Source organism: Bremerella sp. TYQ1 (assembly GCF_020150455.1).
Classification (GTDB): domain Bacteria; phylum Planctomycetota; class Planctomycetia; order Pirellulales; family Pirellulaceae; genus Bremerella; species Bremerella volcania_A.
Map to the genome: position 1 here is coordinate 1,854,667 of NZ_CP083740.1, position 21,460 is coordinate 1,876,126.

Consider the following 21,460-nt stretch of genomic DNA (forward strand, 5'->3'; position numbering starts at 1 on the left):
CCAAAGCAATCGACTGGGCAAAGCTTGTCTTTAAAGCTCGGCCCAGTGGACGTCTGCTCGAGTCAACAAGCGGTCGGCGACTGGGACATAATCAGGACGGTTTTCGATCAAAAGCCGAGCTGCTTCACGCAGCGGAATGTTGCCGGCCGACTCCATCCAGATCACCTTGGGCAGCTTCGTTCCTAGGGGAGAGCTGCCGGCCAGGTGAGGCGCCGACGTGGTCACTGTCGAGTTATCCGCCACTGATTCCGGCAGGAACATCAAACGCGAAACGGTAGCACCTAACTGCGTGAGTCGGCAGTCAGAAGAAGCAACGCGTTGCTTCCAATCGGGCCCGTCTTGAAGCGAGCTGAGGAACTGGTTTTCGCTGCCTTCTTCCGAAGCGTTGCGGCGAGCCAGGTCTTTGCCACACTCCATCATCACGTCGATCAGCTTGTCGACACCGTTGCGTTCTTCGTGCAGCAAATTGCACAGACCGCCATGATCGGCATTCAAGATGTCGTCGATGTTCCGTTCCAACAGCATCAGCTTTTCCAGGAACTTAGGATCTTCGACCACCGAACGGTCATCCAAAGCCATTCGCTCGCGAGCTTTCATCTCGGCCATTTCCAGGCTGGTGATCGTGCTCTTGATCCACATGTTGTCGCTCATGATGGCGGCACGCAAATGCTGGAATACCTGGCAAGTCGCAAGGACGATTACCCCGTGCGTTCGCAGCAGAGCATAGTTCAGCCAGATCGAGCGCAACTCGGGCAGGCTCATTCCGCCATCGTTTCCGCGGCTCTTACGTTTCGTGGATTGATGAATGACAGGGAAGAGGGACGTACGGAGCTTTTCGATCTCTTGATCGGTCCGTTCCCCCATGGCCCGGGCTTTTTCTTCCAGCTCGTGCAGCCGCTGATCGACAACGGACGAAAGCTGCTTGACGCCGCGGACTCGGAAGTTTGACTCGTTCAGAATCGAATGAATTTGCTCGAGAACCTTCTTTTTGTAATGCCCTGCGATCTGTCGAATGTGCGGGGCGATTTCCGTATGCAACGAAACGGCGATCAGCTTACCAGGCTCGGCTTCCATGTTGGATGAACCGATCAGCTGATCAAGCGAATCGAGCATCTGAATCGTCATTTCGGCCGACGTTGGCTGAATGCGCAATCCGCTGATTTCATTGGCAAAGCGGCCGATCGTTTCGCTGAAGTAGTCTTCGGCACTGCCGCCGATTTCATCTTCGACTACCTGGGTGACCATATCGATGATCGTTTCCAAGCGGAACTCGGCATCCTGGAAGATCTTTTCCGACCGGAGATCGAGGATCTTCTTATAGTGCTCGGCCCGGGCAGAAGCTTGCTGATCGGTATCGTTTAAATGAGCCAGCTTACGCTGTTCTTTCTCGCCGTTGCTAGTCCCATGCCAACGTTTTAGCAGTTCCATGGTATAGCGTGCCGCGGCCAGATCGAGATGACCGCTCGAACATAGCGGCTTGCCGGCAAACGCCCAAGCCGAAACGGTCGGGCCTTCGCTTGCCGGGGCATCGGACGAACTGCGTGCCCGCTGAGCGACTTCACGCCCTTCGTAAACGTTCATGTACAGCAGGTCAGCGATGTCATTCATATCGACCGGCGCGTTACGAGTTTCCGGCGAAGTTCCGGTCTCGAACATCGTGATCTGCTGAGAAATGCTCTCGGTCCAGCGCTGCGGCGGAATCTTGGTGACCGCGTCGCCTGGGTACTCTCCGGTGACTTGAAAATGGTACAGTTCTCGCAGGCAAGCGTAGGTGTTGCAGCGAGCCAGATCTTGTTGTTCGACGCCGTTCGGAGTGGCATGAATGAGCCAGAGCGAAACGTCCGCTCCGCTGCCGCCAAAGTCTTGCACGACTTCTTGAGCCAACGCAAACGCATCCCAAACCATGCCGCTGCCGGTTCCGCCGCTGCTGCTCATGACCAGCACGACGCGCGGTTTTGGCTTCCAGGCAAAGTTCTCGTTATTCGGATCGATATGATCCTGGGCACTATCCACGGCGTCGGCAACGGCGTCGCGGATTTTATCACGCAGTCGACTGGCATGATCGGCAAAGGCAAGCCGTCCCAGCGGACGCATCCCTTCGGTCTTGAGCGAAAGCGGAATGTTGTACAACCAACGACGACTCATCGACTTGGTCAACTGCCGTGAAAGATTGCGGTAGGCCTGGGGACGCCGCAGCGGCATCTCGACGGTCGAAAGGGAAGGGGTCCCAGCCGCAGCGCCTAGTTGCCCCGTGCTTTGAACCAAGTCGGTCATGTCGGTGTCGATCGCGACGCACTGACACCAATGTTGCTCTTGCTGTGTACCGACAAGTTCCAGTCGTCGATCGACAAACTGGCGCAAGACCCGATTGCCGAGACCACCAATGCCGAGCACGACGCTCGGTCGAAGCTCTCGTTGGGTGCGATCGTCCGCAATCGTAGGCAGAACCTCTTGCTTGCGTGGCTTGATGTCTTCCCAAACGCTACTGGAACGAGGCTGCCAGGCTCGGCTGTCTCGATCCATGCGGATCGTTTCAGGATCGGAATCGCGGCCCTGGCAATTGGAGTCGCTCGATTTGGTGTCGTTGCAATTGATCGTCTTAGTATCGGTCTTCGACGATTCATCTTGCCCGAGTGAGCCGGAACGAACCTGGGGAATGTGAGCGAGACTGTCGGCCTCGATCAGGGCTTTCACCATTTCGGCACAGCTGCGGTAGCGTTCGTTTGGCTTCTTGGCGAGTGCCTTGGAAAGGATATCCCGATCGCGGGGCGGCAATGTGTTCAGCCGAGGTGGACTGTTCAGATGTTGCGCAGTCAACTGAGCCAGGTTTCGGCCAGGGAAGGGAAGCGTTCCCGTCAGCATCTCCTGGTACACAATCGCGAGACTGTATTGATCGCTTTGACGCGATGGCTGATCGTTGAAGACTTCCGGCGAAGCATACAACGGCGTGAGCCCTGCCATCATCGAGGCGGTCACGTCTTGGATGGATTTGACTAAGCCAAAGTCGGCCACTTTCGCGTGATTGCCGACAACAAGAAGGTTCTCTGGCTTCACGTCGAGATGCTGAAGCGAATGGACTTCGGTCATATAGTCCAACGCTTCGGCCGAGTCGGCCATGTACCGTAGCAGTTCGTCGCGGGGAATGCCCGGCAAACCTTCCTGTCGGCAAACATCGAAGCGGTCTTTCAGACAGCAGTCGGCCAGCTCGGTGACGACCACCAATTGCGCATCGATCACTTCGATACGCTCTAAGGAAAGGAGGAACGGGTGGCGCAGATCTTTGATCCGGTTGAGCGCCTTCAGTTCGCGCGAGGCGCGAGCCTCGTCGTGGAAACCAAACACCAACTTGACGGCCTTGGAAAGACCACCAGGTGCGTCTGCTCGCCAGACTTCGCCGTAGCCACCGGCTCCGATTCGTTGTACGAGGCGATATCCGTCTACCTCTCGTACTGTCGCACTTGTCTCGATCGACACGATTAAGGACCTTATTTCGGGTCTGCGAATGCGATCATCGCAAGGGAATACCCAGTTGTATATTGGCACGCAAAAAATGCGTTGAGCTTTCGCAAGGAACCTCGCTTGAAATCAAGCGAGGTCTCAAAAAGGACATCCTGTCCGAACAACCGTTGGGTATTGCGTTAGGTGGGAAAACGTACGACTACGTCGAATCCCATCTGCTGCAATACCTGGTTATCTGGTCCACTGGAAGCAGCTTGGGCAATGGCCTGACTGCCGGCGGACTTTACTTCCTGAATGTATTCTTGAATGCTAGTGGCAACGGCCGGACTTCGTGAAGCCGCCGACAAGGCACTAGCCGATACGCCGATCATCTTGGCGTGCTGAAGCACGTCAGAGACAATCGGCGGCTTGAATTGTTCGATTCCGATCACCGCGATCTCGACCCCCATCGCTCGAAGGTCTTCGACAGCGGTGTTGTCCCAATAATTGGCTTCCCATAAGTCGACCGAGCCGCCCAAAACCACTTTGACGGCAGAGCCAAGCTTGGTCCGAATCCAACCAACCGTTTCGAGCAAGTCGGCTCGATTGAGGTCTGACTCGTCGATCTCCAGCATCAATAAACCGCCGACGTTCTGGCGTTCCTGCAGCGCCAGCAATGCCGAACTGTGCTGAAGCAAACGGAGTGGGTTCTCCAGGACCAACGAGTTTTTCAGCAGCTTCGTTTCTTCGTGATTCTGATATGCTTTGCGGAAAAGGGGGCACCACTGCCCAGCGATTTGTTGCGTGGCGACGCTCTCGATGGAGAGCAGGCCTGGATCAATTCGCTTCAAGCCAGACCACTGATTGACGGTGCGGAGGGCTTGAATCAGTAAATGAGGATCTTGCGCAGGAGCGGAAGCCTGAACGCGATCTTCCATCGTCAGCGTTACCGTTTGACGAGCCGTCTCGGCCGCAGGGCAATGGAAATCGAATTCAAAGTCAGCAATCGATACGGTATCGCCATCGACAAGAACATGCTCGTCGAGCTTCTCGCCGTTGATGTAAACGCCATTCGTACTGCGCAAATCACGTATCAGGTAGCCACTTCCGTGGCGGACGACTTCAGCGTGCTCTCGTGAGACGCGTCCTGATTCGACGGTCAGATTGCACGTGGCGTTGCGCCCGATGATGAATGGAAAGTCATCGATCACCGATTTGGTCGAACGGCCAGTGGCTTGATCGAGGTACTCGAGGTAAATCGAGTCGTTTCCAATAGTCGGTAGCAGCTGCGTCTGCATTCTTCCTACCCTGATGCTGGCGTCTACTCGTTCATCGAAACAAGGCAAACCATTGCCAAGTCGATCGGAAAAGTCGTCGGATAAGCTGCCGCGTTGCGCTGTTTGTTCCACGTCGCGGTGAGTGGCGGTTAAGTCACACCCAAATCAAACATAGGTCATAAACATCCGGCGTGACTGTGAATTTTTTGCCGGAGCAGGGGGGACGCACGGTTTGGCTCTCTATGTTCCCGAAATATTTTCGTTTTCCGCGATTTGAAATCTCGCACTTCCTGGGCCGTCATGAACTATGTTTCCTTTAAGCGCGGATCGATCGTTTGCGCGGTCGACTTTTCATCATCTCTTCTGGGAAGCAGGTAGTTTCATGGTTTCACGTGCACTACGAATCGTCGTTGTCTCTGAGGACCGTCAACACCTTCGCGACTGCTTCGACTTCTTCGTAGCGTGTGGATATGAAGTAGAAACTCGCTGCGATTCGGTCTATCGAGAGAACGATTCTGCCCAGAAAAACGATCTTTTGATCTACGACTACAACGGCCATCAGTCGAGCGTCGGGCATGACAACTTGTTCCGCATCGCTGTCGTGCCGGCCGATAAACCAGAGCTCGTTCAGAAAGCGATTTCCGAGTCGGCGGACGATGTCGTTTTGCGACCGGTGACGCCTGCCAAACTGCTTGTCCGTATCCGCGCGGCAGCCGCCATCCTGGAGGCCCGCGTTGCCGTATCCCAGCAATTTGGGCGCGATCCGCGCAAACGATACCCGGGCGAAGGGGCATTCCTAGGCACACTCCAGAACACGATCGAACAAATTTCGGTCCATGGCCATTGCGTCTGTGCAACCCTGTTTTCCGTATCGAACAGCCGCTCGGAACGTTACAGCCAGTGGTTGTCGGAGTTGGAAGCGACCGCTTTGCCCGATTCACGCATCTTCGAGCTTTCTGGCGATCGCGTTGCTGTCATCACTCCAGCGACAACGCCTGATCAAGTAACCCACTGGGCCGCCGATCAGATGGCCCAGGCATCGGTTCGAGATACTTCGCAATCGAACGTGCCTCCGCTTAGCGTCTCTGGCAGTTTCGTTAGCACGCGAAACGATTCAGCTAGTAGCCAACAAATATCGCTTGTGTTGTCCGATCGGCTCAACTTGGCGATGAGTCTTGGGGAAGGGCTTCTCGTCGACGATGCGCTGGAAAGCCAATGGCTGCCGCATCAACCGACAGGAAGCATCTTCGACGGCATGACTGCCCAGGATATTATGCGGCCAACGACGGTTCGCCTCCGCGATACCGATACGGCCCAGAATGCCTTGGAAACGATGAAGCTATGGAACGCGGACATCGCTCCGGTATTCAGCAGCGATGAAACATCGTGCGGTTTGATACGTACCGAAGACCTGACTGAGCTGGAAGATAAACAACAAGCCATCGGCCGTTACTGCCTGCCGAATGTACCTCGCGTACGATGCGACTCCACATTCGACGAGTTCGTGGCGTTGTTCTCGTCGAACGATTCTGCCTGGCTCCAGGTCCTTCGCAACAACGATCCTGTCGGTGTCATCCACTGCGACGATCTGACGTCGATGAACACCCCGGTGATGGTTTCGCTGCCGTAAAGCTTTACGCACGCAATTTGCATCCACCAACAAGCTTTCGTCCTAACGGCCGTAATACCAAATCGGTATGCAGCTTTCGTACTTGGCCGCGAACATTTACCCGTGGCGATGCCTCCCTGTAAGCCGGAGTGTTTAACCGAAATAACACCATGCCGACCTTAGCGACGGCATGGCATTTGAATCGGTTTGCACACTAATCGTTGCCTGCGACGACGGTGAAGTAACTCCCCACGACCAGGTCGAAATACTCCGGTCGCATTTCCATCGGGAAGCCTTTGTAGACACAGTAATTGCGGATCTGCGTCAAAAGGTCGCGCGGCTGGCAGCGTCGCATCGGACGATTTACTGGAGCGTAGTGATTGTCGATCAAATGCGTGATCGATTCTTCGTCGTAGCGGCAACCGAACTGCTTCGAGAAGATTTGAAAGAGCTTGTGGAACTCTTCCTGCGAAGCATCTTCCACTTCGATCTTATAAGGTATTCGCCGCAGAAATGCGTCGTCGGTCAAGTCCGATGGCTCGAGGTTGGTCGAGAATATAATCAACTGCTCGAAGGGAACCTGAATCTTCTTACCGTTAGGAAGTGCCAGGTAGTCGACACGGTTTTCCAGCGGAACGATCCAGCGGTTGAGTAGTTCTTGCGGCTCCATTCGCTGACGGCCGAAGTCATCGATCAGGAGGCTCCCACAGTTGCTCTTCATCTGCAGTGGGGCTTCGCAAATGTTGTTGATTGGATCGAAACGGATTTCGAGACTGTCCATCGTCAGCTCGCCACCAACAACCACCGTGGGCCGGCGAACTTTAATCCAGCGTTTGTCGAAGTTGTCGGACTTGATGATGCTGTTTTCGTCTTGATCGACCGCTTCGTGGAAAGCTGCGTCGAACAGCTTGATGAACTGGCCATCTTCAACAACAGTACGTGGAATCCAGATTTCCTGGCCGTAACAGGCCGTAATTCGCTTGGCGAGTGTCGTTTTGCCGTTACCTGGGGCACCGTAAAGAAAGAGCCCAGCTCCCGAATTCACAGCCGGTCCGAGTCGATCGAACATGCCGGGCTCAACCGAAAGTCCGTCGAACGCTCGGCGGAGGTCTTCCTCTTTCGGGGTTTCGTTACGCACCGATTGGGCTTCGACCGACGTGATATAGTCGTCCAGCGATACCGGAGCCGGCCCGAAGTAGGCACACGACTGCATGTACGTTTGAGCTCGCGAACGGCCCTGATCGGTCAGTGTATAGGTGTAGTCATTCAGCGGAGCCGAACCGCAGTGGGTGATCAACTGTCGCGTTCGCAGCGACGTAAGAATGCCTTCTACGACGCCAAACGGCAGGCAAATATGCTCGGCCGTCTTTCGACCACTCAACGAGCCAATGTTCAGGTACAGCTTCAAGATGATCGACTCGACCAGCGTCTGCGATAACTGAGTGTCCTCTAAAGTCTTGGGTTCTTCAGGACGAAAACCATCATCTGCTAGCAGGGCGGCAAGAAGACCTGTTTTCAGTTCCGTTCCGGACATAGTATGAATTCCGCGAGGCTTGTTTAGGTAAAGAGAGAAGACCGCTTAGGCGCATAGCACTGAAAAAGCTTAGGTCCCGAGCACGGTAATTGCCGCTCAAAACGGCTTTTTTCGGGCAATTTTCACTATTTGGAAAATTTTGCCACGGCAGCTAGCGCCCTGTCGTTTCTGTTCCTTATAACAACATCCCACGGGAATCTTCGCGCTAGCAACCAACATGTGGTGTCTTATGAGCTACGCTTGACTCTGTGACGATAATAATAAGCATAACGGGTAAGCAGGTTCGTATTTCTTGCCGAGCCCTTTCATGGTAGGTTCTGCAAATCACCAAACCACGCGAGTCGAACCATGGCCAACGAAAAAGCCAAACTGCTGTTAGAAAACTGCAACGATTACTTCGAGCGAATCTCCGCCGTACAATCGGCCCTGCATTTGGGCATGTCGATGGAGGAAATCGAAGACTATTTGGATTGGCTGCGTCTGCTTCGCTCGGAGAATTGCGAAATGGCGGCCGCAGGCAGTAGCAGCGCTCCGGGAGCTTAAACGTCCTTCTGTGCCATGAGAATTGGCACCGTCAGATAGGCGTTTTCCCGGACCACTCTTCTCTTACTGCTCGAGCTTCTTCAGCATCTCAATTGCTTGTCGAGCGTTTTGCAAGCCACCAATTCGCTGAATGAACAGCTGAACTCCCAAAAGTTCATTGGGTGAAAGCAGGTCTTGCCCGTACTCCAGCAGGATCTCGAGTTCGTGGGCAGGCAGGTGTTCAATCTCGACTCTTGAAAGCATGGAAGTATCCGATCCGTGTCCAAATCCTAAGCAGCAACTATCGAGATGTATCGGAACGAAACAGGCTTGGTGTTAGGACCGCGTTGCTTTGTTCGCCTCTGAATGAACATATTCTCGGGGGATGATAACTACTTATCGGACTGACCGGTAAAACCTGTGCTTCCTGATAGCACGCTGCGATTGCGTTCGGGCGATCCAGACCCCTTGTATTCGATCTGCGCCGCGATTATGGCGTTGTCGGCAACAAAGGATTAACCATTCTAACCGTACCATTTCTGCCTTGCGGCAGGCCGGCAACAGCACTACTATTGCCGCCGCAATCATCTCTCCGTTCTGAAAGGATTCGATCGAAGTGAGCTCTCCCGAAGTCCTCGGCCAGTTTATTCCGCTGCACTACCACTATGACATGCTCCGCGACAATTACCGGATGACTTCGTTTCAGCAGGCGATTGCTGCGACGGTTAAGCCCGGGATGACGGTGGTCGACTTAGGCGGAGGAACCGGCGTTCTCTCTTACTTTGCCGCGATGGAAGGGGCCAAAGTCTATTACGTCGAGCGGAATCCAGAACTTGTCGAGGTGGCTCGGCGCTTTCTTCGCATGAACAAAGTCGAAGACCGCGTGACAATTGTTCACCAGGATGCCACTCAGTTCGTTCCGCCTGAACCGGTCGACGTGGTAACCTGCGAGATGCTGCATGTCGGTTTAGTCCGAGAAAAACAGACCGAAGTAATCGAGACGTTCAAGCGACAATACATGGCCAAGCATGGCTCGAAGCTGCCACGCTTTATTCCCGAGGCGACGCTTCTGGCCGTTCAACCGGTCATGCAAGCGTACGAGTTTGCTGGCTTTCATGCCCCGGTCCCATTGTTTCAGCCGCCGGTCGCGGAAGTGCAAGGGACGACCGAACTCGGTATGCCAGCGGTGTACGAGACCGTGATCTACGACGAAGCGTACGCGCATGAGGTCGACTGGAAAGGAACACTGACAATGCAGCGTGGTGGCACGCTCAATGGCTGGCGACTGGTAACGAAGAACGTGCTATCGGTCCTTGTCGAAGAACAGTCCGAGATCTGCTGGCACAATCAGTACCTGGTCATGCCACTCGACGAACCGATCGAAGTCGAAACGGGAGATCGCGTCGATGTGCAAATTCGCTATCAATTTTGCACGGAACTGAATGACTTGTGGAATGGGGTTTCCCAACAGAAGGCCCCACAAACGTTGGTCAAACGCCTGTCTGCTTAGGCCCAACGTCCTCTCGTAACGATTATTCCGGTCGTGAAGGCCACGAGCATGCCTCGAAGCTGGCACGGCGGAATGGACTTCGTGTTGATCTGACCTAGGTTTTCTTAGCTTTCCCGCGTCTGGGGACCGTTCGACTTGCGCAACAGTCCTGCTTGAGACGTGATGGATTCAAGCCGCAACCTTTCAGATTGACATGAAAATGACCGCGAATCGACCAGGGGTATTCGCCCTCTTTGCCTGGTTAAGCCCGATTGTTATGGGTGTAACCTTGGTAGCCGCTTCCGTAGCTATCGCCATGCAACCGGCCGCAGCATCGCTGCCGCTGATGATTGCATTGGGGGGTATCTCTCTTGCGCTAGCCCTGAGCCTGATCCAGCGAACTTCGTACCGCAAGCTCTCGCACAAGCTTTACGATCAGCTCGAACAACTGGCCGCCATGTCTTCGGACGATCTCGATCCGGAACGCTTTCAACAGCAGCTTTTGAAAGCCAACTTATCGGATCGAGCACGTGCCATCCTCAGCGAGATCTATCAGTGCATCGATCGCGATCGTGAAAAGATTTTCGAGTTCCAGCAAAAGTCGGCCAGCAGCGAAGTCAAAGCCCACCTGGCTGAATCGCGAGCATCGCAAATTTATTGGGTCATCGAAGGCCTCACCGAACCGGTCGTGATGGTCAATCAATATGGCGAGATCACGCTGATGAACCCAGCCGCGGTCAACTTGTTTGGCCTGCACGAGGTTCCCAAGGGAGTCTCTGTTGAGAAAGGGCTGAACTGCGATTCACTAGTGCAGCTGTTAAATGAAACACGTCGCCGCAAGTTGAAATCGACCCGGCTGGCAGAGATTGAATTAGCGGATCCCGACGGAGAAAAGCACTGGTATCGCGTCACCGTGAATACGGTCGCCGAAGGGGAACATGAAGGGGCTGCCGATACCGCGTTTGGTGCGGTTGCCGTCATGCGCGACATTAGTGGATACAAAGCGATTCAACGTCGCAACGCTGAATTCGTTTCGGCGGTCAGCCATGAAATGAAGACGCCACTGGCCGGAATTAAAGCCTACACCGAGCTACTTGCCGATGGCGAAGCGGAAGACGAAGAGACGCGGGACGAATTCCTGGGTGTCATCAGCGGTCAGGCCGATCGCCTGCAACGTCTGATCGACAACCTGCTGAACCTGGCACGTATCGAAGCTGGCGTGGTGAGTGTCAGCAAGAAGCCACGATCGTTGAACGACCTTCTGGAAGAAGCAGCCGCCATCGTTCAGCCCACCGCCGAGCAAAAGCAGATCACGCTGAAAGTCGAACTCAGTCCGATGTACCTCGGCGTACTGGCCGATCGCGACATGATCTTGCAGTCGGCAATCAACTTGCTCTCGAACGCCATTAAGTACACCCCAGACGGTGGCAACGTGACGCTTCGCAGTCGAATGTCAGACCGTGAAGTCCATTTCGAGGTGGAAGACACCGGCGTCGGCCTGAGCCCGGAAGACTGTGAAATGGTCTTCGAGAAGTTCTATCGCGTGAAGAAGGACCAGAAGATGGCCTCAGGGACAGGCCTCGGTCTGCCACTCGCGAAGCATATTGTTGAAGACGTCCATGGCGGTAACTTGACCGTCAAAAGCGAGCTCTGCAAGGGAAGTACGTTCATGATTGCCCTGCCAACCGTACAAGTGATCGAACACGCGACGTGAATCGCGACCCCATAAAGACGTATCGAGGAGACATAACGATGTCTGTCAAAGTACTAATCGCCGACGATGAGATGCACATCCTGCGTGCCGCCGAATTCAAGCTGAAACGAAGTGGCTTCGACGTGACGTGCGTGGAAGATGGCCAGGAAGCCTGGGAAGCAATCCAAGCGAATCGGCCAGACATCTTGATTACCGACTTCCACATGCCGCGAATGGATGGGCTGATGCTTAGCCGAAACGTTCGCGAGCATAGCGAGACAGCTGACCTGCCGATCATCATGCTGACCGCAAAAGGCTTCGATCTTTCAGGCGACGACGGCACATCGGAACTTGGAATCGCGGCTGTGCTCGCGAAACCGTTTAGCCCGCGTGGCTTGGTGCAGTGCATCCAGGAAGTGCTGGAAACAGGCAAGTATGTTCCCAGCGTCGCGACTTTTTAGTGAATTGAAATAGCGAATGAATCTGTCGACTGAAATCTTTGGCGCCGTCATGGTGGTCCATACTCCCGAAGAACTGGGAGAGGATCAGGCAGACAACGTCCGCGCGTTCCTCGAATCGCGTGAACGCCAAAAACTGATCGTCGATCTGGACGGCACGGAAACGATTGACAGTGTCGGTCTGGAAACGTTGCTCGACGTGCAAGATACGTTGCGTGAACGTGGCGGAGATCTTCGCATTGCTACAGCCAATCACGCCAATCGCAAGATTCTGGAAATTACGCGTCTTGATTCAATGCTGGAAGTCTTCGACAGCGTGATCGACGCCGTCAAGAGTTTCGCCTAAGCAGGAAAGGATGCATGCCATGGAATCGATGATGAATCCGACGACGAGTGCTCCACCCCGATTGGGTAACTTGCTCATTCGCCGTGGTTATGTAACCGTCGAACAGTTAGAAGAGGCACTTGCCTATCAAAAGGCCCGCGGCCGTGGCAAGCTGCTCGGCGAGATTTTAGTCGAGCTCGATTTCTGCTCGGAAGATCACGTCATCGAGTGTCTCGCCACCGAGTATGGTGTACCGCATGCCCGACTGGAAGCTCGGCTGTACGATCCGAAAGTGGTCGACTTATTGCCACGTGAGTACATCGAAAAGCATGGCATCTTCCCGCTGTTCAAGATTCGCGGCGTGCTGAGTGTGGCTCTTTCGGAGCTCTCGAACCTCTTCTTAATCGACGAAATCAAGAATCAAACCGGTCTACAAGTCCAGATTGTCGCGGCGTCGACTAAAGATATCCGCCGCATGATCTCGCAGCTGCCAGACTCGCGAGTCTTTGTCATCGACGACATCATCGAAGACAACAACGAGACCGAAGTCACGCTGATCGAAGACGCGATTGAAGATATCGGCGACGTCGAAGAAATCGCGGGACAGTCGCCGGTCATTCGCCTGGTGAACTACGTCGTGTACAACGCGGTGAAGGAAGGGGCGAGCGATATTCACATCGAGCCTGCCGAACGCTGCATGCGAGTGCGATACCGTATCGACGGTAAGCTGCACAAGTCGCTGGAAGTGCCGATTCACTTGCTCAACGCGGTCAGCAGCCGTATTAAGATTATGGCCGGCCTCGACATCAGTGAACGCCGCTTGCCGCAAGATGGTCGTGTGAACGTGATGCTCGACTCACGCAAGATCGACCTTCGTGTGAGTACGTTCCCAGGAAACCGGGGCGAGAAGACGGTGATTCGTGTTCTCGATACCAAGAAGGTTACGCTCGTTCTGAAGAACCTGGGCTTCGCGGAAGATATCCTGACGCGTCTTTCGGCCAATGTGCATGCCCCTAACGGTATCGTCCTGGTGACAGGGCCAACAGGTAGTGGTAAATCGACGACGCTGTACGCAGCGCTCAATGAAATTGCCACGATGGAAAACAACATCTGTACGGTCGAAGACCCAATCGAATACCACCTGCCGCTGATCAACCAGTTCCAAGTCCAGGAACGTGTCGGCCTGACGTTCTCGGTGGCGCTGCGAACACTGTTGCGGCAAGACCCCGACGTGATCATGGTGGGTGAAATTCGTGACGAAGAGACCGGCCGTACAGCCATTCAAGCCGCTCTCACAGGGCACTTGGTGCTTAGTACGCTTCACACGAACAACGCTCTTTCAGCGGTCACACGATTGGTGAACATGGGCGTCGAACCTTACTTAATTGGTGCGGCCCTGAATATGGTGCTCGCCCAGCGGCTCGTTCGTCGTATTTGTCCGAAGTGCAGCGAATCGTACGAACCAGATCGCAATCTCAAGCGTGCCCTGGAACGGATGGGCTACGAAATCGATTCGTTCCGCCGTGGCGTGGGATGTCGTGCTTGCCGCAATACCGGGTACAGCGGACGTATCGGTGTGCATGAATTGCTCACGATCTCGGACGAACTACGAGATGCCATCGTCAACGGCGCATCGCTGGCCGAGATGCGTAAGATCGCCCAGAACAATAACTCGCTGATCGGAATGCAGCTGGACGGCTACCGAAAAGTCAAGGAAGGGATCACTACCGTCGAAGAAGTGATTCACGCGACGGGAGATATCGTCTACTAAAACCTCGACGTCATAAGCCATGCAAACGTTCGCCTATCAAGCCAAAGACAAGCTCGGAAATCTTCACGATAGCTCTATCGATGCCGATAGCGTCGAAGAAGCACGCGCGGTGTTGGCCAGCGATGGTTTGCAGCTAATTTCGATCGAAGAGGAAGGGGGCTTTGGCTTCTCGCTCAGTGGTAGCCGAATTACCAAAGCCGACATCATCTATATGACCAGTCAGCTGTCGGTGATGATCGAAACCGGCATCAACCTTTCAACGGCATTGGACGGCATTGCTTCGCAGGAAAAGAATGAAGCATTAAAGAAGCGGATTCTCGACCTCAAGCGTGAAGTGGAAGGTGGCGAAGATTTTTCGTCGGTGCTTTCGCGCTATCCGAAGTACTTCGACCAAACCTATATCGCATTGATTCGTGCCAGTGAACAAACCGGTATGATGGGCGAGATGCTCGAAAAGATTGCCCTGTATCTTCGCAAAGAAGCAGAGACCAAAGGTAAGATCCGTGCGGCGCTCGCCTATCCCGCGGTGATGATCTTACTGGCGTGTAGCGTGACGATCTTTCTGTTGACGTTTGTGCTGCCAAAGTTTGAACCGCTCTTCAACCGGAAGGGAGTCAAACTGCCTGGCCCTACGATCTTCATGATGACCGCCTCCGACTTTCTGCTGAACTACTGGATGTATTGGGTGCCGGCATTAATTGCGGTCGGCATCGCGTTCTTCCTTTTCCGCCGTAGCGAAACAGGGCGAAGAACCATTGATACGGTCAAGCTGAACATCCCGATCATCGGCCCTATGATTCGCAAGGTGACCATCGCACGAAGTCTTAACACACTGGGAACATTGGTCCGTAGCGACGTGCCGATGTTGCAATCTTTAGAGCTCACTTCCCAAGTCTGCAACAACGCGAAGTACTCGCAGATGTGGATGAACGTGATCGATTCGGTTACCTCCGGCAGTCAAATTCACGAATGTCTGCGAAAGAGCAATCTTGTCCCAGCGACGATCATTCAAATGATTGCTGCCGGGGAAGAGACCGGGCGACTGGACGATGTGCTGGAAAAAGTGAGTAGCCACTACGAACACGACGTCGATCTTTCCATCAAGACGACGACCAGCTTGATCGAACCAATCATGATTGCAGTGATGGGGATTGTCGTCGGTGGGATTGCCCTCGCTCTGCTGATGCCGATCTTCTCGCTCAGCCGCAACGTGTAACGCGCAAGCACGTGGCAGCAGCATCGTGCATGCCACCACTCCGGTCGAGGGGGAATTCTGCTGGCACGCAGGCGGAGAGATCGCTTGACCGTTACAACTTAACATTCGCGTCGCGATGCCAGCATGGGGAAGTCCATTTCGTCGTACAGATCGCCGGGATGGTGTCCGATTCTTCTACGGTCGATTCTCTTTCCTCGGCCAGGATTCCTTCATGAGCACATCGGTTCGTATTTCGAATATTGTTGACGAGCTTTGCCGCCGCCAAGATCAGGTGCTGAAGGAACTGGATACGCTCGATCAGCAAATCGAACAAGTTCTCAAGTCGCTTGCCCCAAAACCGGAACCGGTTCCTGTACCCGTTACCGTTCAAGCCGACCGAAAAGCGGCCTAGCAACTACTCTCGATCCAGCTTTCCAGATCGATTGATCGCCATCACCAAGCGAAAACCGAGTGCAAAACTGATCACCAGGCCGATTGCCCCGGGGATCGAAATGTCTTGCATTTGCAGCCAGGCTTCCTCTTTGAAGAGCAGGGGAGGGACATCTGAGCTGAGCATCTGCGACGAGCCAATAAAGAGCGCCGCCGTCATAATGCCCATCACCATACGGTTGACCGAGGGCTCGAGTCGGCGGTGATCCAAGTGGATGTCAAACTTGCCGACACGGACGAGTTCTAAGATCTCGCTGATTCGCCGGGGCATCACTTCGGCCAAGCGTTCCAGTTCGTTGTACATCCGCCATAACTTCCGCAGTCGACGAGACGGCGAGAACCGTTTCATCATGATGCGACGGCGATGTTTATGGAACAACTCACCGAGACTGAACTGCGGGTTCAGCATTCGCCCGGTGCCATCCAACATCATCATCGTCTTGAGAAGCATAGTGACCTGCGGAGGCAATTGGATGCGATAATTCCGCACGATCTTGAACATTTCGTTCACGGCGTCGGCAAAGTTCAGCCCGTCAAGCTGCTGATTGGCGAAGTCGGAAACGAAGTCGTTGGCGTCACGACGGAGCGAGCGTTCATCCAAGTCAGGTGGGGTCGATCCTATTCGCATGATGGTCGCTGTCAGCAAGTCGGCGTCGCGACTGGTGATTCCCATCAATAGGTCTTCAATATCTTCTCGTAAGCGATCATCGATGCGCCCGACCATACCGTAATCAAGCAGGCCGATCACGTCGCCTGGCAACAGCACCAAGTTTCCTGGGTGAGGATCTGCGTGATAAAAGCCAGTATCGAAGATCATGTGCATGTAAAGCTCAGCACCGCGACGTGCCACTTCACTTAGATCGATCCCCTCGGCAATTAACCGCTCTTGCTCGTTCAGCTTGATCCCTTCGATGTACTCCATCGTCAATACACGCGGCGTACACAGATCGGGATAGACGCTGGGAATACGAACCGTTTCGTTGTGCTCGAAAGTCGCTTCAAACTGAAGTATGTTTCGTTCTTCACGCCCGAAGTCGAGCTCGCGTCGTAAGGCTCGCTGAAATTCAGCGACCGTGGCTTTGGGGTGATAGTCGCGAAACTCCGGCACGTTTTCAGCTAATGCCGCCAGCCCAGTCAAGATATCGAGATCTTCGGAGACCTTCTTCTCGATGCCATGATGCTGCACTTTGACGACGACTTTTTCGCCGGTGAATAGTCGCGCCAAATGCACTTGACCGATCGAAGCCGAAGCGAGGGCTTTGTCTTCGAAGGTTGAAAACAACTGATCAATCGGCTGTCCGAGTTCTTCTTCGATCAGCGTGCGAACTTTTTCCGGGGGATCGGCAGGTACGTTGGCTTGCAGACGCTTCAGCTCGTCAGCTAAATCGACTCCGACAATGTCGGGACGCGTACTGAGAATTTGCCCAAGCTTGATGAACGTTGGTCCCAAGTCTTCCAGGGCCATGCGGATCCGAGCTTCGCGCGTGTATTTCGCGAGGACTTCACCATCTTTGTCCTTCAAAAAACCTTTCGCGAAATCAAATTGGAACTTCTGAATCCAATCGGCCAAGCCATACCGACTGAGAACCGACAGGATCTCTGTCCAGCGATTCATATTGCGATAGAGCTGCGGGATGTTGGTAAGTCTCATGAATCTTCTCAAAGGAGGTTTCTCATCCCTTTCATTTTAATTTCCGTCTCTGCGGCGTGGCGGAGCAGAAAGTCTTGACCGCCTCAGCATAATGCCGCAAACTTTCCATGTCCGCACTTCCTGGGCCAAATTCTACGAGTCTTGGGCCTGAGAGGGCCGATTCGTCCGATTTTTCGTACGATTTGCCCTTACAATGCGGGAAACCTCGAATACTAACCCGTTGTCCTCCGACGGAAACCCATCCATGAAGAACGTATCTCCCGCCATCCTGCTTCTTGTCTCTGTATTAGCTTCGTCGGTCGCCGCTGAAAATTGGCCTTCCTGGCGTGGTCCTCAAAACCAAGGCATCAGTTCCGAAAAGAACTTGCCGGTCGAGTGGAGCGCCGATGAGAATATCGCCTGGAAACTACCACTTCCAGGGGCAGCCGGTTCGACACCTGTCGTTTGGGACGACCACATCTTCCTGACATCAGTCTCGGAGGATGACTTGCTTCTCCTTTGTATTGGTACCGATGGCGAGGAAAAATGGCGCCGCAAGCTAGGCAGCGGCAACCGTGACGTACGAGGAGACGAAGGAAACTCGGCAGCTCCGTCGCCATCGACCGATGGAAAGCATGTTTGGGCATTCTTTTCCAATGGTTCTTTGGGCTGTTTCGATTTTGAAGGCAATGAAGTTTGGCAAATCGACGTCCAGAAACAATACGGCAAGTTCGACATTCAGTTCGGTCTGACTAGCACCCCGGTTCTGCATGGCGACAAGATCTACCTGCAATTGATTCATAGTGGGGGTGCCAAAGTGGTCGCGTTAGATAAAGCGACCGGCAAAGAAGTTTGGGCCGTAGCACGAAAGAGCGACGCTCGGCAGGAATGCGAACATAGTTACGCTTCGCCAATTGTTTACGACGGCCCCGAAGCAGCATTCCTGCTAACCCATGGAGCGGACTATTCAATTGCTTACGACCTGGAAACCGGGGAAGAACTGTGGCGAGTCGGTGGCTTGCACCCTCCTGGTCGTTACGACGTGACGTTGCGGTTTGTTTCGTCCCCAGTGGCGAAAGATGGCATGGTGATTGTCCCCTCCGCTAAGCGTGGAATCACAGCTGCCGTGAAAACGACCGGCAAAGGCAACATCACTGATAAGAAAGACTCGTACTACTGGACTTTCGAGGTAACTCCCGATGTTCCGTCGCCGCTGATCGTGGGCGATTTGGTTTACCTCTGTCGCGAAAACGGCAATCTGATTGCATTAGAGAAGGAAACCGGCAAGCAGTTGTACGAAGAGCGAACCAATCGAATTCGTCACCGCGCTTCACCGGTCTATGCTGACGGAAAGATTTATCTGACTGGTCGCGATGGCATGGTGACCGTTGTGCAAGCAGGCCCCGAATTCAAGATCCTCGCTCAGAACGAAATCGGAGAAGCGATTGCAGCCTCGCCGGTGCTTAGTAACGGTAAGATTTACCTGCGAACGTTCGATAGCCTATGGGCCATTGGCGATAAGTAATGGCCCGAGTGCTGGCACCGTCAGTTAGGCGGACAATCGGTATTTCCTGAACAATCGTTACCGTAGCGCCGATAAGAGCCCTAAGAGGTAGCCCGATTCGTAGGGATGACCATCATTGCCACCAGCTAGCAAAACCGATAGTGCCATGCGTATTTGCTTCGCTTTCCTGCTGATTGTTTCACTCGGAATTCCAACCGTTGTGTTTGGCCAGAACCCTGTCGTGCCTGGCCAAGGGCAGAGGATTTGGTTTGATGACCTGGAAGACGAAGAGTGGGAATACGTCGCCAACCACCCCAAGTCGAGTCACGAGCAAGACAACAACATCCGCCTGCCCGGCGGCATCTCGAATAACAAGTTGTGGGGTGAAAGTAGCAAACGCGGTCATCCAGACTATATCAAACGCGTCGAAACGCCTGAGGGTGGCATCCCAGGCAGCGAAGGCGCTTTGCTAATGATGACGCTGCAGTCGAACATTCCTTTCCGAGCCAGCAACGAGCTCGGTCAGGACGATTTCATTTGCCGCGTTCCTGGTCGTTACTCTGTTCGTCAGTACCCAAGTGCGCTGACACGCGTTTACTTGCCACCGTTTGAGAAGTGGGAACAGTACGCCGGTGCCGCTTCGTTCGGTTTTCGTACCACGTGTATCGGAAGCCGTTCAAAGAAAAAAGGGGCCGGGCTGTTTAGTTATAATTCGAGTGAAACGGAAGAGAATTGGCCTGGCATCTTCCTTGAATTCCAACCTGCCAAGCCAGGCTCGGACAAAGAACCAGCCGCTCAGTGGATCATCCGTGGTGCTCCTCATGGCGACGTTCGCGGCCCGAAAGTCAGTGTCGATCAACTTGGCTGGTGGACGATTGGCATGTCCTTTACTCCGGATGGACGTTGCCATTACTTCATCTCGCAAGGTGCCGAAGACTTGACGGGGAAAGACCTTGTCGCTTCCTATCTGCCGTACAACTACAAGATTGAAACGGTCAGCGGGATGTTTTTCAACGTCTTCAACTTCGACAACGGCAAGAGCTGGTCGACCCCTTGGGTTGTCGACGATCCTGGCTTCTACGTTGGTCGACGTTAAATAAAATCAACTCGCCGGAAGAGCAGGGGCGTCCGACGCGATCGCCTCCGCTTCTGGCATCGGCAAAAGATATCCTCGCAGCGACTCCACGGTTCGCGGACCGATTCCGCGAACACGCTGTAAGTCAGAGTGATCAAGGAACGGGCCTTGGTCGCTGCGTGATTCTACGATCCGCTTGGCAAGCGTTTCTCCGATGCCAGGCAGCTGGGCCAACTCTGGCCAGTCAGCTTGATTGACGTCGACCAGGAATTGATACTCCACCGCAGGAGCTTCGTCGATGTCGATGTATTGGACCGATCGCATCCGTTGCAGGCCGAAATAGGCCCCGCCGCACACCACCGCTAAAAGCAAGATAGAAGCAATCAAAAGCTGATCGCCACGGCGGAGAAAACACCGCATGACGAAACGCTCTTCGCTGTTCTGCTTCCGCTTACCCATGTCACCCCTTGGTTGAGAAGCGTTCATTATCGACAATGGACCCTTTGTTGGCGAGCCTCTTTTTCTCGCCTCCGTTCGTGCTCCTGAATCGAAGAAACTGCCATGGCCAAGGAATTTCACCAAGTCACGTGGGACGATCTGCTGCAAGACGATTGCCGCCAGGTTCTCGATTTGGCCATCCGAGAAGATCTAGGACGCGAACATGATTGGTCAACCCTCAGCTTGATTCCTGAACAAGCAACGGGATCTGTTAGCATTGTCGGTCGACAAGAGGGCGTGCTTGCCGGCAGTCGCATCATCGATTTGATGATCGACGAATTGGAATTAGACGTCGAAGTCGCCTACCACCGCGAAGACCGCTCGGCAATTGTTCCCGGCGACAAGTTGATCACCCTAACCGGCAGCGTCCGTGATCTTTTGACAACGGAGCGAATCGTCCTGAATTTCCTGGGCCGCTTGGTAGGTGTTGCCACACTCACGCGAACCTACGTGCAAGCGATCGAAGGCACCACGGCGAAAGTTTACGACACCCGTAAGACAACCCCAGGCTGGCGGCGATTGGAGAAGTATGCCGTCCAGTGCGGCGGCGCCACTAACCATCGAACTGGCTTGTACGAAGCGGTGATGCTGAAAGATAACCATTTGGCATGGTATACCGAATCGACCGGCAAGTCAGCTCAACTTGGTGATCTGGTCCCCGTCGTTCGCCAATTTCTGATCGATCAACTCGGCGAAGCGAGTGGCAATCAGCGGATCATCGAGATCGAAGTAGATCGCCTGGATCAGTTGGAAGCCGTTCTGCCCAGCCGACCTGACATCGTTTTGCTCGACAACATGAACTGCGATACGCTGCGTGCCGCAGTAAAGCTTCGTAACGATCTGGCCCCTGACGTTCAGCTGGAAGCATCCGGAGGCGTGACCCTTGAAACGATTCGCGGCATTGCGGAAACGGGAGTCGAGCGGATCAGCGTCGGAGCGCTGACCCACTCTGCGGTGAATGTCGATCTAGGCTACGACTGGGGCTAAGCTCC

At 54.2% G+C, this 21,460-nt stretch carries 18 protein-coding genes; 12 read left to right on the plus strand and 6 right to left on the minus strand.

Annotated elements, in window-relative coordinates; translation table 11 throughout:
* Positions 1–30 precede the first annotated feature (30 nt).
* Both LA756_RS06970 and LA756_RS06975 read right to left on the minus strand, forming a co-directional pair.
* Positions 31–3,474, minus strand: a complete 3,444-nt coding sequence (locus LA756_RS06970) for a tubulin-like doman-containing protein (protein WP_224439151.1) — start codon at positions 3,472–3,474, stop codon at positions 31–33.
* Positions 3,475–3,638: 164 nt separating this feature from the next.
* Entirely contained in the window at positions 3,639–4,736 is a 1,098-nt protein-coding gene (locus LA756_RS06975) for an FHA domain-containing protein (protein ID WP_224439152.1), read from the minus strand.
* Between the two features lie 361 nt (positions 4,737–5,097).
* Between LA756_RS06975 and LA756_RS06980 the strand changes: the two genes are divergently transcribed.
* Positions 5,098–6,345 carry a hypothetical protein gene (locus tag LA756_RS06980; RefSeq protein ID WP_224439153.1) on the plus strand — a complete coding sequence of 416 codons (1,248 nt, stop codon included), beginning with the start codon at positions 5,098–5,100 and terminating at the stop codon, positions 6,343–6,345.
* A gap of 193 nt (positions 6,346–6,538) precedes the next feature.
* Here LA756_RS06980 and LA756_RS06985 read toward each other — a convergent pair whose 3' ends face one another.
* Positions 6,539–7,858 (minus strand): AAA family ATPase, encoded by a 1,320-nt coding sequence (locus LA756_RS06985; protein WP_224439154.1) that lies wholly within the window; start codon positions 7,856–7,858, stop codon positions 6,539–6,541.
* 348 nt (positions 7,859–8,206) lie between these two features.
* Here LA756_RS06985 and LA756_RS06990 point away from each other — a divergent pair, with 348 nt between their 5' ends.
* A complete protein-coding gene (locus tag LA756_RS06990; RefSeq protein ID WP_224439155.1) occupies positions 8,207–8,401 on the plus strand; it encodes a hypothetical protein in 195 nt (64 codons plus the stop codon).
* A gap of 63 nt (positions 8,402–8,464) precedes the next feature.
* Here LA756_RS06990 and LA756_RS06995 read toward each other — a convergent pair whose 3' ends face one another.
* Positions 8,465–8,644, minus strand: a complete 180-nt coding sequence (locus tag LA756_RS06995; protein ID WP_224439156.1) for a hypothetical protein — start codon at positions 8,642–8,644, stop codon at positions 8,465–8,467.
* Between the two features lie 352 nt (positions 8,645–8,996).
* On the opposite strand from LA756_RS06995, the gene LA756_RS07000 reads away from it, so the two are divergent.
* From LA756_RS07000 to LA756_RS07030, 7 genes are all read left to right on the plus strand, one after another.
* The gene (locus tag LA756_RS07000) at positions 8,997–9,890 is read left to right on the plus strand and encodes a methyltransferase domain-containing protein (protein ID WP_224439157.1); all 894 of its coding nucleotides are present in this window, start codon (positions 8,997–8,999) and stop codon (positions 9,888–9,890) included.
* Positions 9,891–10,083: 193 nt separating this feature from the next.
* Positions 10,084–11,583, plus strand: coding sequence for a cell wall metabolism sensor histidine kinase WalK (locus LA756_RS07005; protein ID WP_224439158.1), 1,500 nt, complete (start codon positions 10,084–10,086; stop codon positions 11,581–11,583).
* Positions 11,584–11,621: 38 nt separating this feature from the next.
* Positions 11,622–12,023, plus strand: coding sequence for a response regulator (locus tag LA756_RS07010; protein ID WP_224439159.1), 402 nt, complete (start codon positions 11,622–11,624; stop codon positions 12,021–12,023).
* Between the two features lie 16 nt (positions 12,024–12,039).
* Positions 12,040–12,366 carry an STAS domain-containing protein gene (locus tag LA756_RS07015; RefSeq protein WP_224439160.1) on the plus strand — a complete coding sequence of 109 codons (327 nt, stop codon included), beginning with the start codon at positions 12,040–12,042 and terminating at the stop codon, positions 12,364–12,366.
* A 19-nt stretch (positions 12,367–12,385) separates the two neighbouring features.
* Entirely contained in the window at positions 12,386–14,116 is a 1,731-nt protein-coding gene (locus tag LA756_RS07020) for a GspE/PulE family protein (RefSeq protein WP_224439161.1), read from the plus strand.
* Between the two features lie 19 nt (positions 14,117–14,135).
* Positions 14,136–15,332 (plus strand): type II secretion system F family protein, encoded by a 1,197-nt coding sequence (locus LA756_RS07025; protein ID WP_224439162.1) that lies wholly within the window; start codon positions 14,136–14,138, stop codon positions 15,330–15,332.
* 211 nt (positions 15,333–15,543) lie between these two features.
* Positions 15,544–15,723, plus strand: coding sequence for a hypothetical protein (locus tag LA756_RS07030; protein ID WP_224439163.1), 180 nt, complete (start codon positions 15,544–15,546; stop codon positions 15,721–15,723).
* Between the two features lie 3 nt (positions 15,724–15,726).
* Here LA756_RS07030 and LA756_RS07035 read toward each other — a convergent pair whose 3' ends face one another.
* Entirely contained in the window at positions 15,727–17,412 is a 1,686-nt protein-coding gene (locus tag LA756_RS07035; protein WP_224439164.1) for an AarF/ABC1/UbiB kinase family protein, read from the minus strand.
* A 244-nt stretch (positions 17,413–17,656) separates the two neighbouring features.
* Between LA756_RS07035 and LA756_RS07040 the strand changes: the two genes are divergently transcribed.
* Together LA756_RS07040 and LA756_RS07045 are read left to right on the plus strand one after the other, a co-directional pair.
* Positions 17,657–18,916: a PQQ-binding-like beta-propeller repeat protein gene (locus LA756_RS07040; RefSeq protein WP_224439165.1), complete on the plus strand. Its 1,260-nt coding sequence runs from the start codon at positions 17,657–17,659 to the stop codon at positions 18,914–18,916.
* Positions 18,917–19,061: 145 nt separating this feature from the next.
* Positions 19,062–19,991, plus strand: a complete 930-nt coding sequence (locus LA756_RS07045) for a hypothetical protein (RefSeq protein ID WP_224439166.1) — start codon at positions 19,062–19,064, stop codon at positions 19,989–19,991.
* Positions 19,992–19,997: 6 nt separating this feature from the next.
* Here the strand turns inward: LA756_RS07045 and LA756_RS07050 are convergent, their stop codons facing one another.
* Positions 19,998–20,429, minus strand: coding sequence for a helix-hairpin-helix domain-containing protein (locus tag LA756_RS07050; protein ID WP_224439167.1), 432 nt, complete (start codon positions 20,427–20,429; stop codon positions 19,998–20,000).
* A 102-nt stretch (positions 20,430–20,531) separates the two neighbouring features.
* On the opposite strand from LA756_RS07050, the gene nadC reads away from it, so the two are divergent.
* Positions 20,532–21,455 carry a carboxylating nicotinate-nucleotide diphosphorylase gene (nadC, locus tag LA756_RS07055; protein ID WP_224439168.1) on the plus strand — a complete coding sequence of 308 codons (924 nt, stop codon included), beginning with the start codon at positions 20,532–20,534 and terminating at the stop codon, positions 21,453–21,455.
* The last annotated feature ends 5 nt before the right edge of the window (positions 21,456–21,460 follow it).

Coding starts and splice junctions, on each gene's coding strand:
- LA756_RS07020 (WP_224439161.1), top strand. CDS start 12,386: ATGGAATCGATGATGAATCCGACGACGAGTGCTCCACCCCGATTGGGT.
- LA756_RS07050 (WP_224439167.1), bottom strand. CDS start 20,429: ATGGGTAAGCGGAAGCAGAACAGCGAAGAGCGTTTCGTCATGCGGTGT.
- LA756_RS06980 (WP_224439153.1), top strand. CDS start 5,098: ATGGTTTCACGTGCACTACGAATCGTCGTTGTCTCTGAGGACCGTCAA.
- LA756_RS06990 (WP_224439155.1), top strand. CDS start 8,207: ATGGCCAACGAAAAAGCCAAACTGCTGTTAGAAAACTGCAACGATTAC.
- nadC (WP_224439168.1), top strand. CDS start 20,532: ATGGCCAAGGAATTTCACCAAGTCACGTGGGACGATCTGCTGCAAGAC.
- LA756_RS07010 (WP_224439159.1), top strand. CDS start 11,622: ATGTCTGTCAAAGTACTAATCGCCGACGATGAGATGCACATCCTGCGT.
- LA756_RS07030 (WP_224439163.1), top strand. CDS start 15,544: ATGAGCACATCGGTTCGTATTTCGAATATTGTTGACGAGCTTTGCCGC.
- LA756_RS07015 (WP_224439160.1), top strand. CDS start 12,040: ATGAATCTGTCGACTGAAATCTTTGGCGCCGTCATGGTGGTCCATACT.
- LA756_RS07005 (WP_224439158.1), top strand. CDS start 10,084: ATGAAAATGACCGCGAATCGACCAGGGGTATTCGCCCTCTTTGCCTGG.
- LA756_RS06985 (WP_224439154.1), bottom strand. CDS start 7,858: ATGTCCGGAACGGAACTGAAAACAGGTCTTCTTGCCGCCCTGCTAGCA.
- LA756_RS07035 (WP_224439164.1), bottom strand. CDS start 17,412: ATGAGACTTACCAACATCCCGCAGCTCTATCGCAATATGAATCGCTGG.
- LA756_RS07045 (WP_224439166.1), top strand. CDS start 19,062: ATGCGTATTTGCTTCGCTTTCCTGCTGATTGTTTCACTCGGAATTCCA.
- LA756_RS07025 (WP_224439162.1), top strand. CDS start 14,136: ATGCAAACGTTCGCCTATCAAGCCAAAGACAAGCTCGGAAATCTTCAC.
- LA756_RS06995 (WP_224439156.1), bottom strand. CDS start 8,644: ATGCTTTCAAGAGTCGAGATTGAACACCTGCCTGCCCACGAACTCGAG.
- LA756_RS07040 (WP_224439165.1), top strand. CDS start 17,657: ATGAAGAACGTATCTCCCGCCATCCTGCTTCTTGTCTCTGTATTAGCT.
- LA756_RS06975 (WP_224439152.1), bottom strand. CDS start 4,736: ATGCAGACGCAGCTGCTACCGACTATTGGAAACGACTCGATTTACCTC.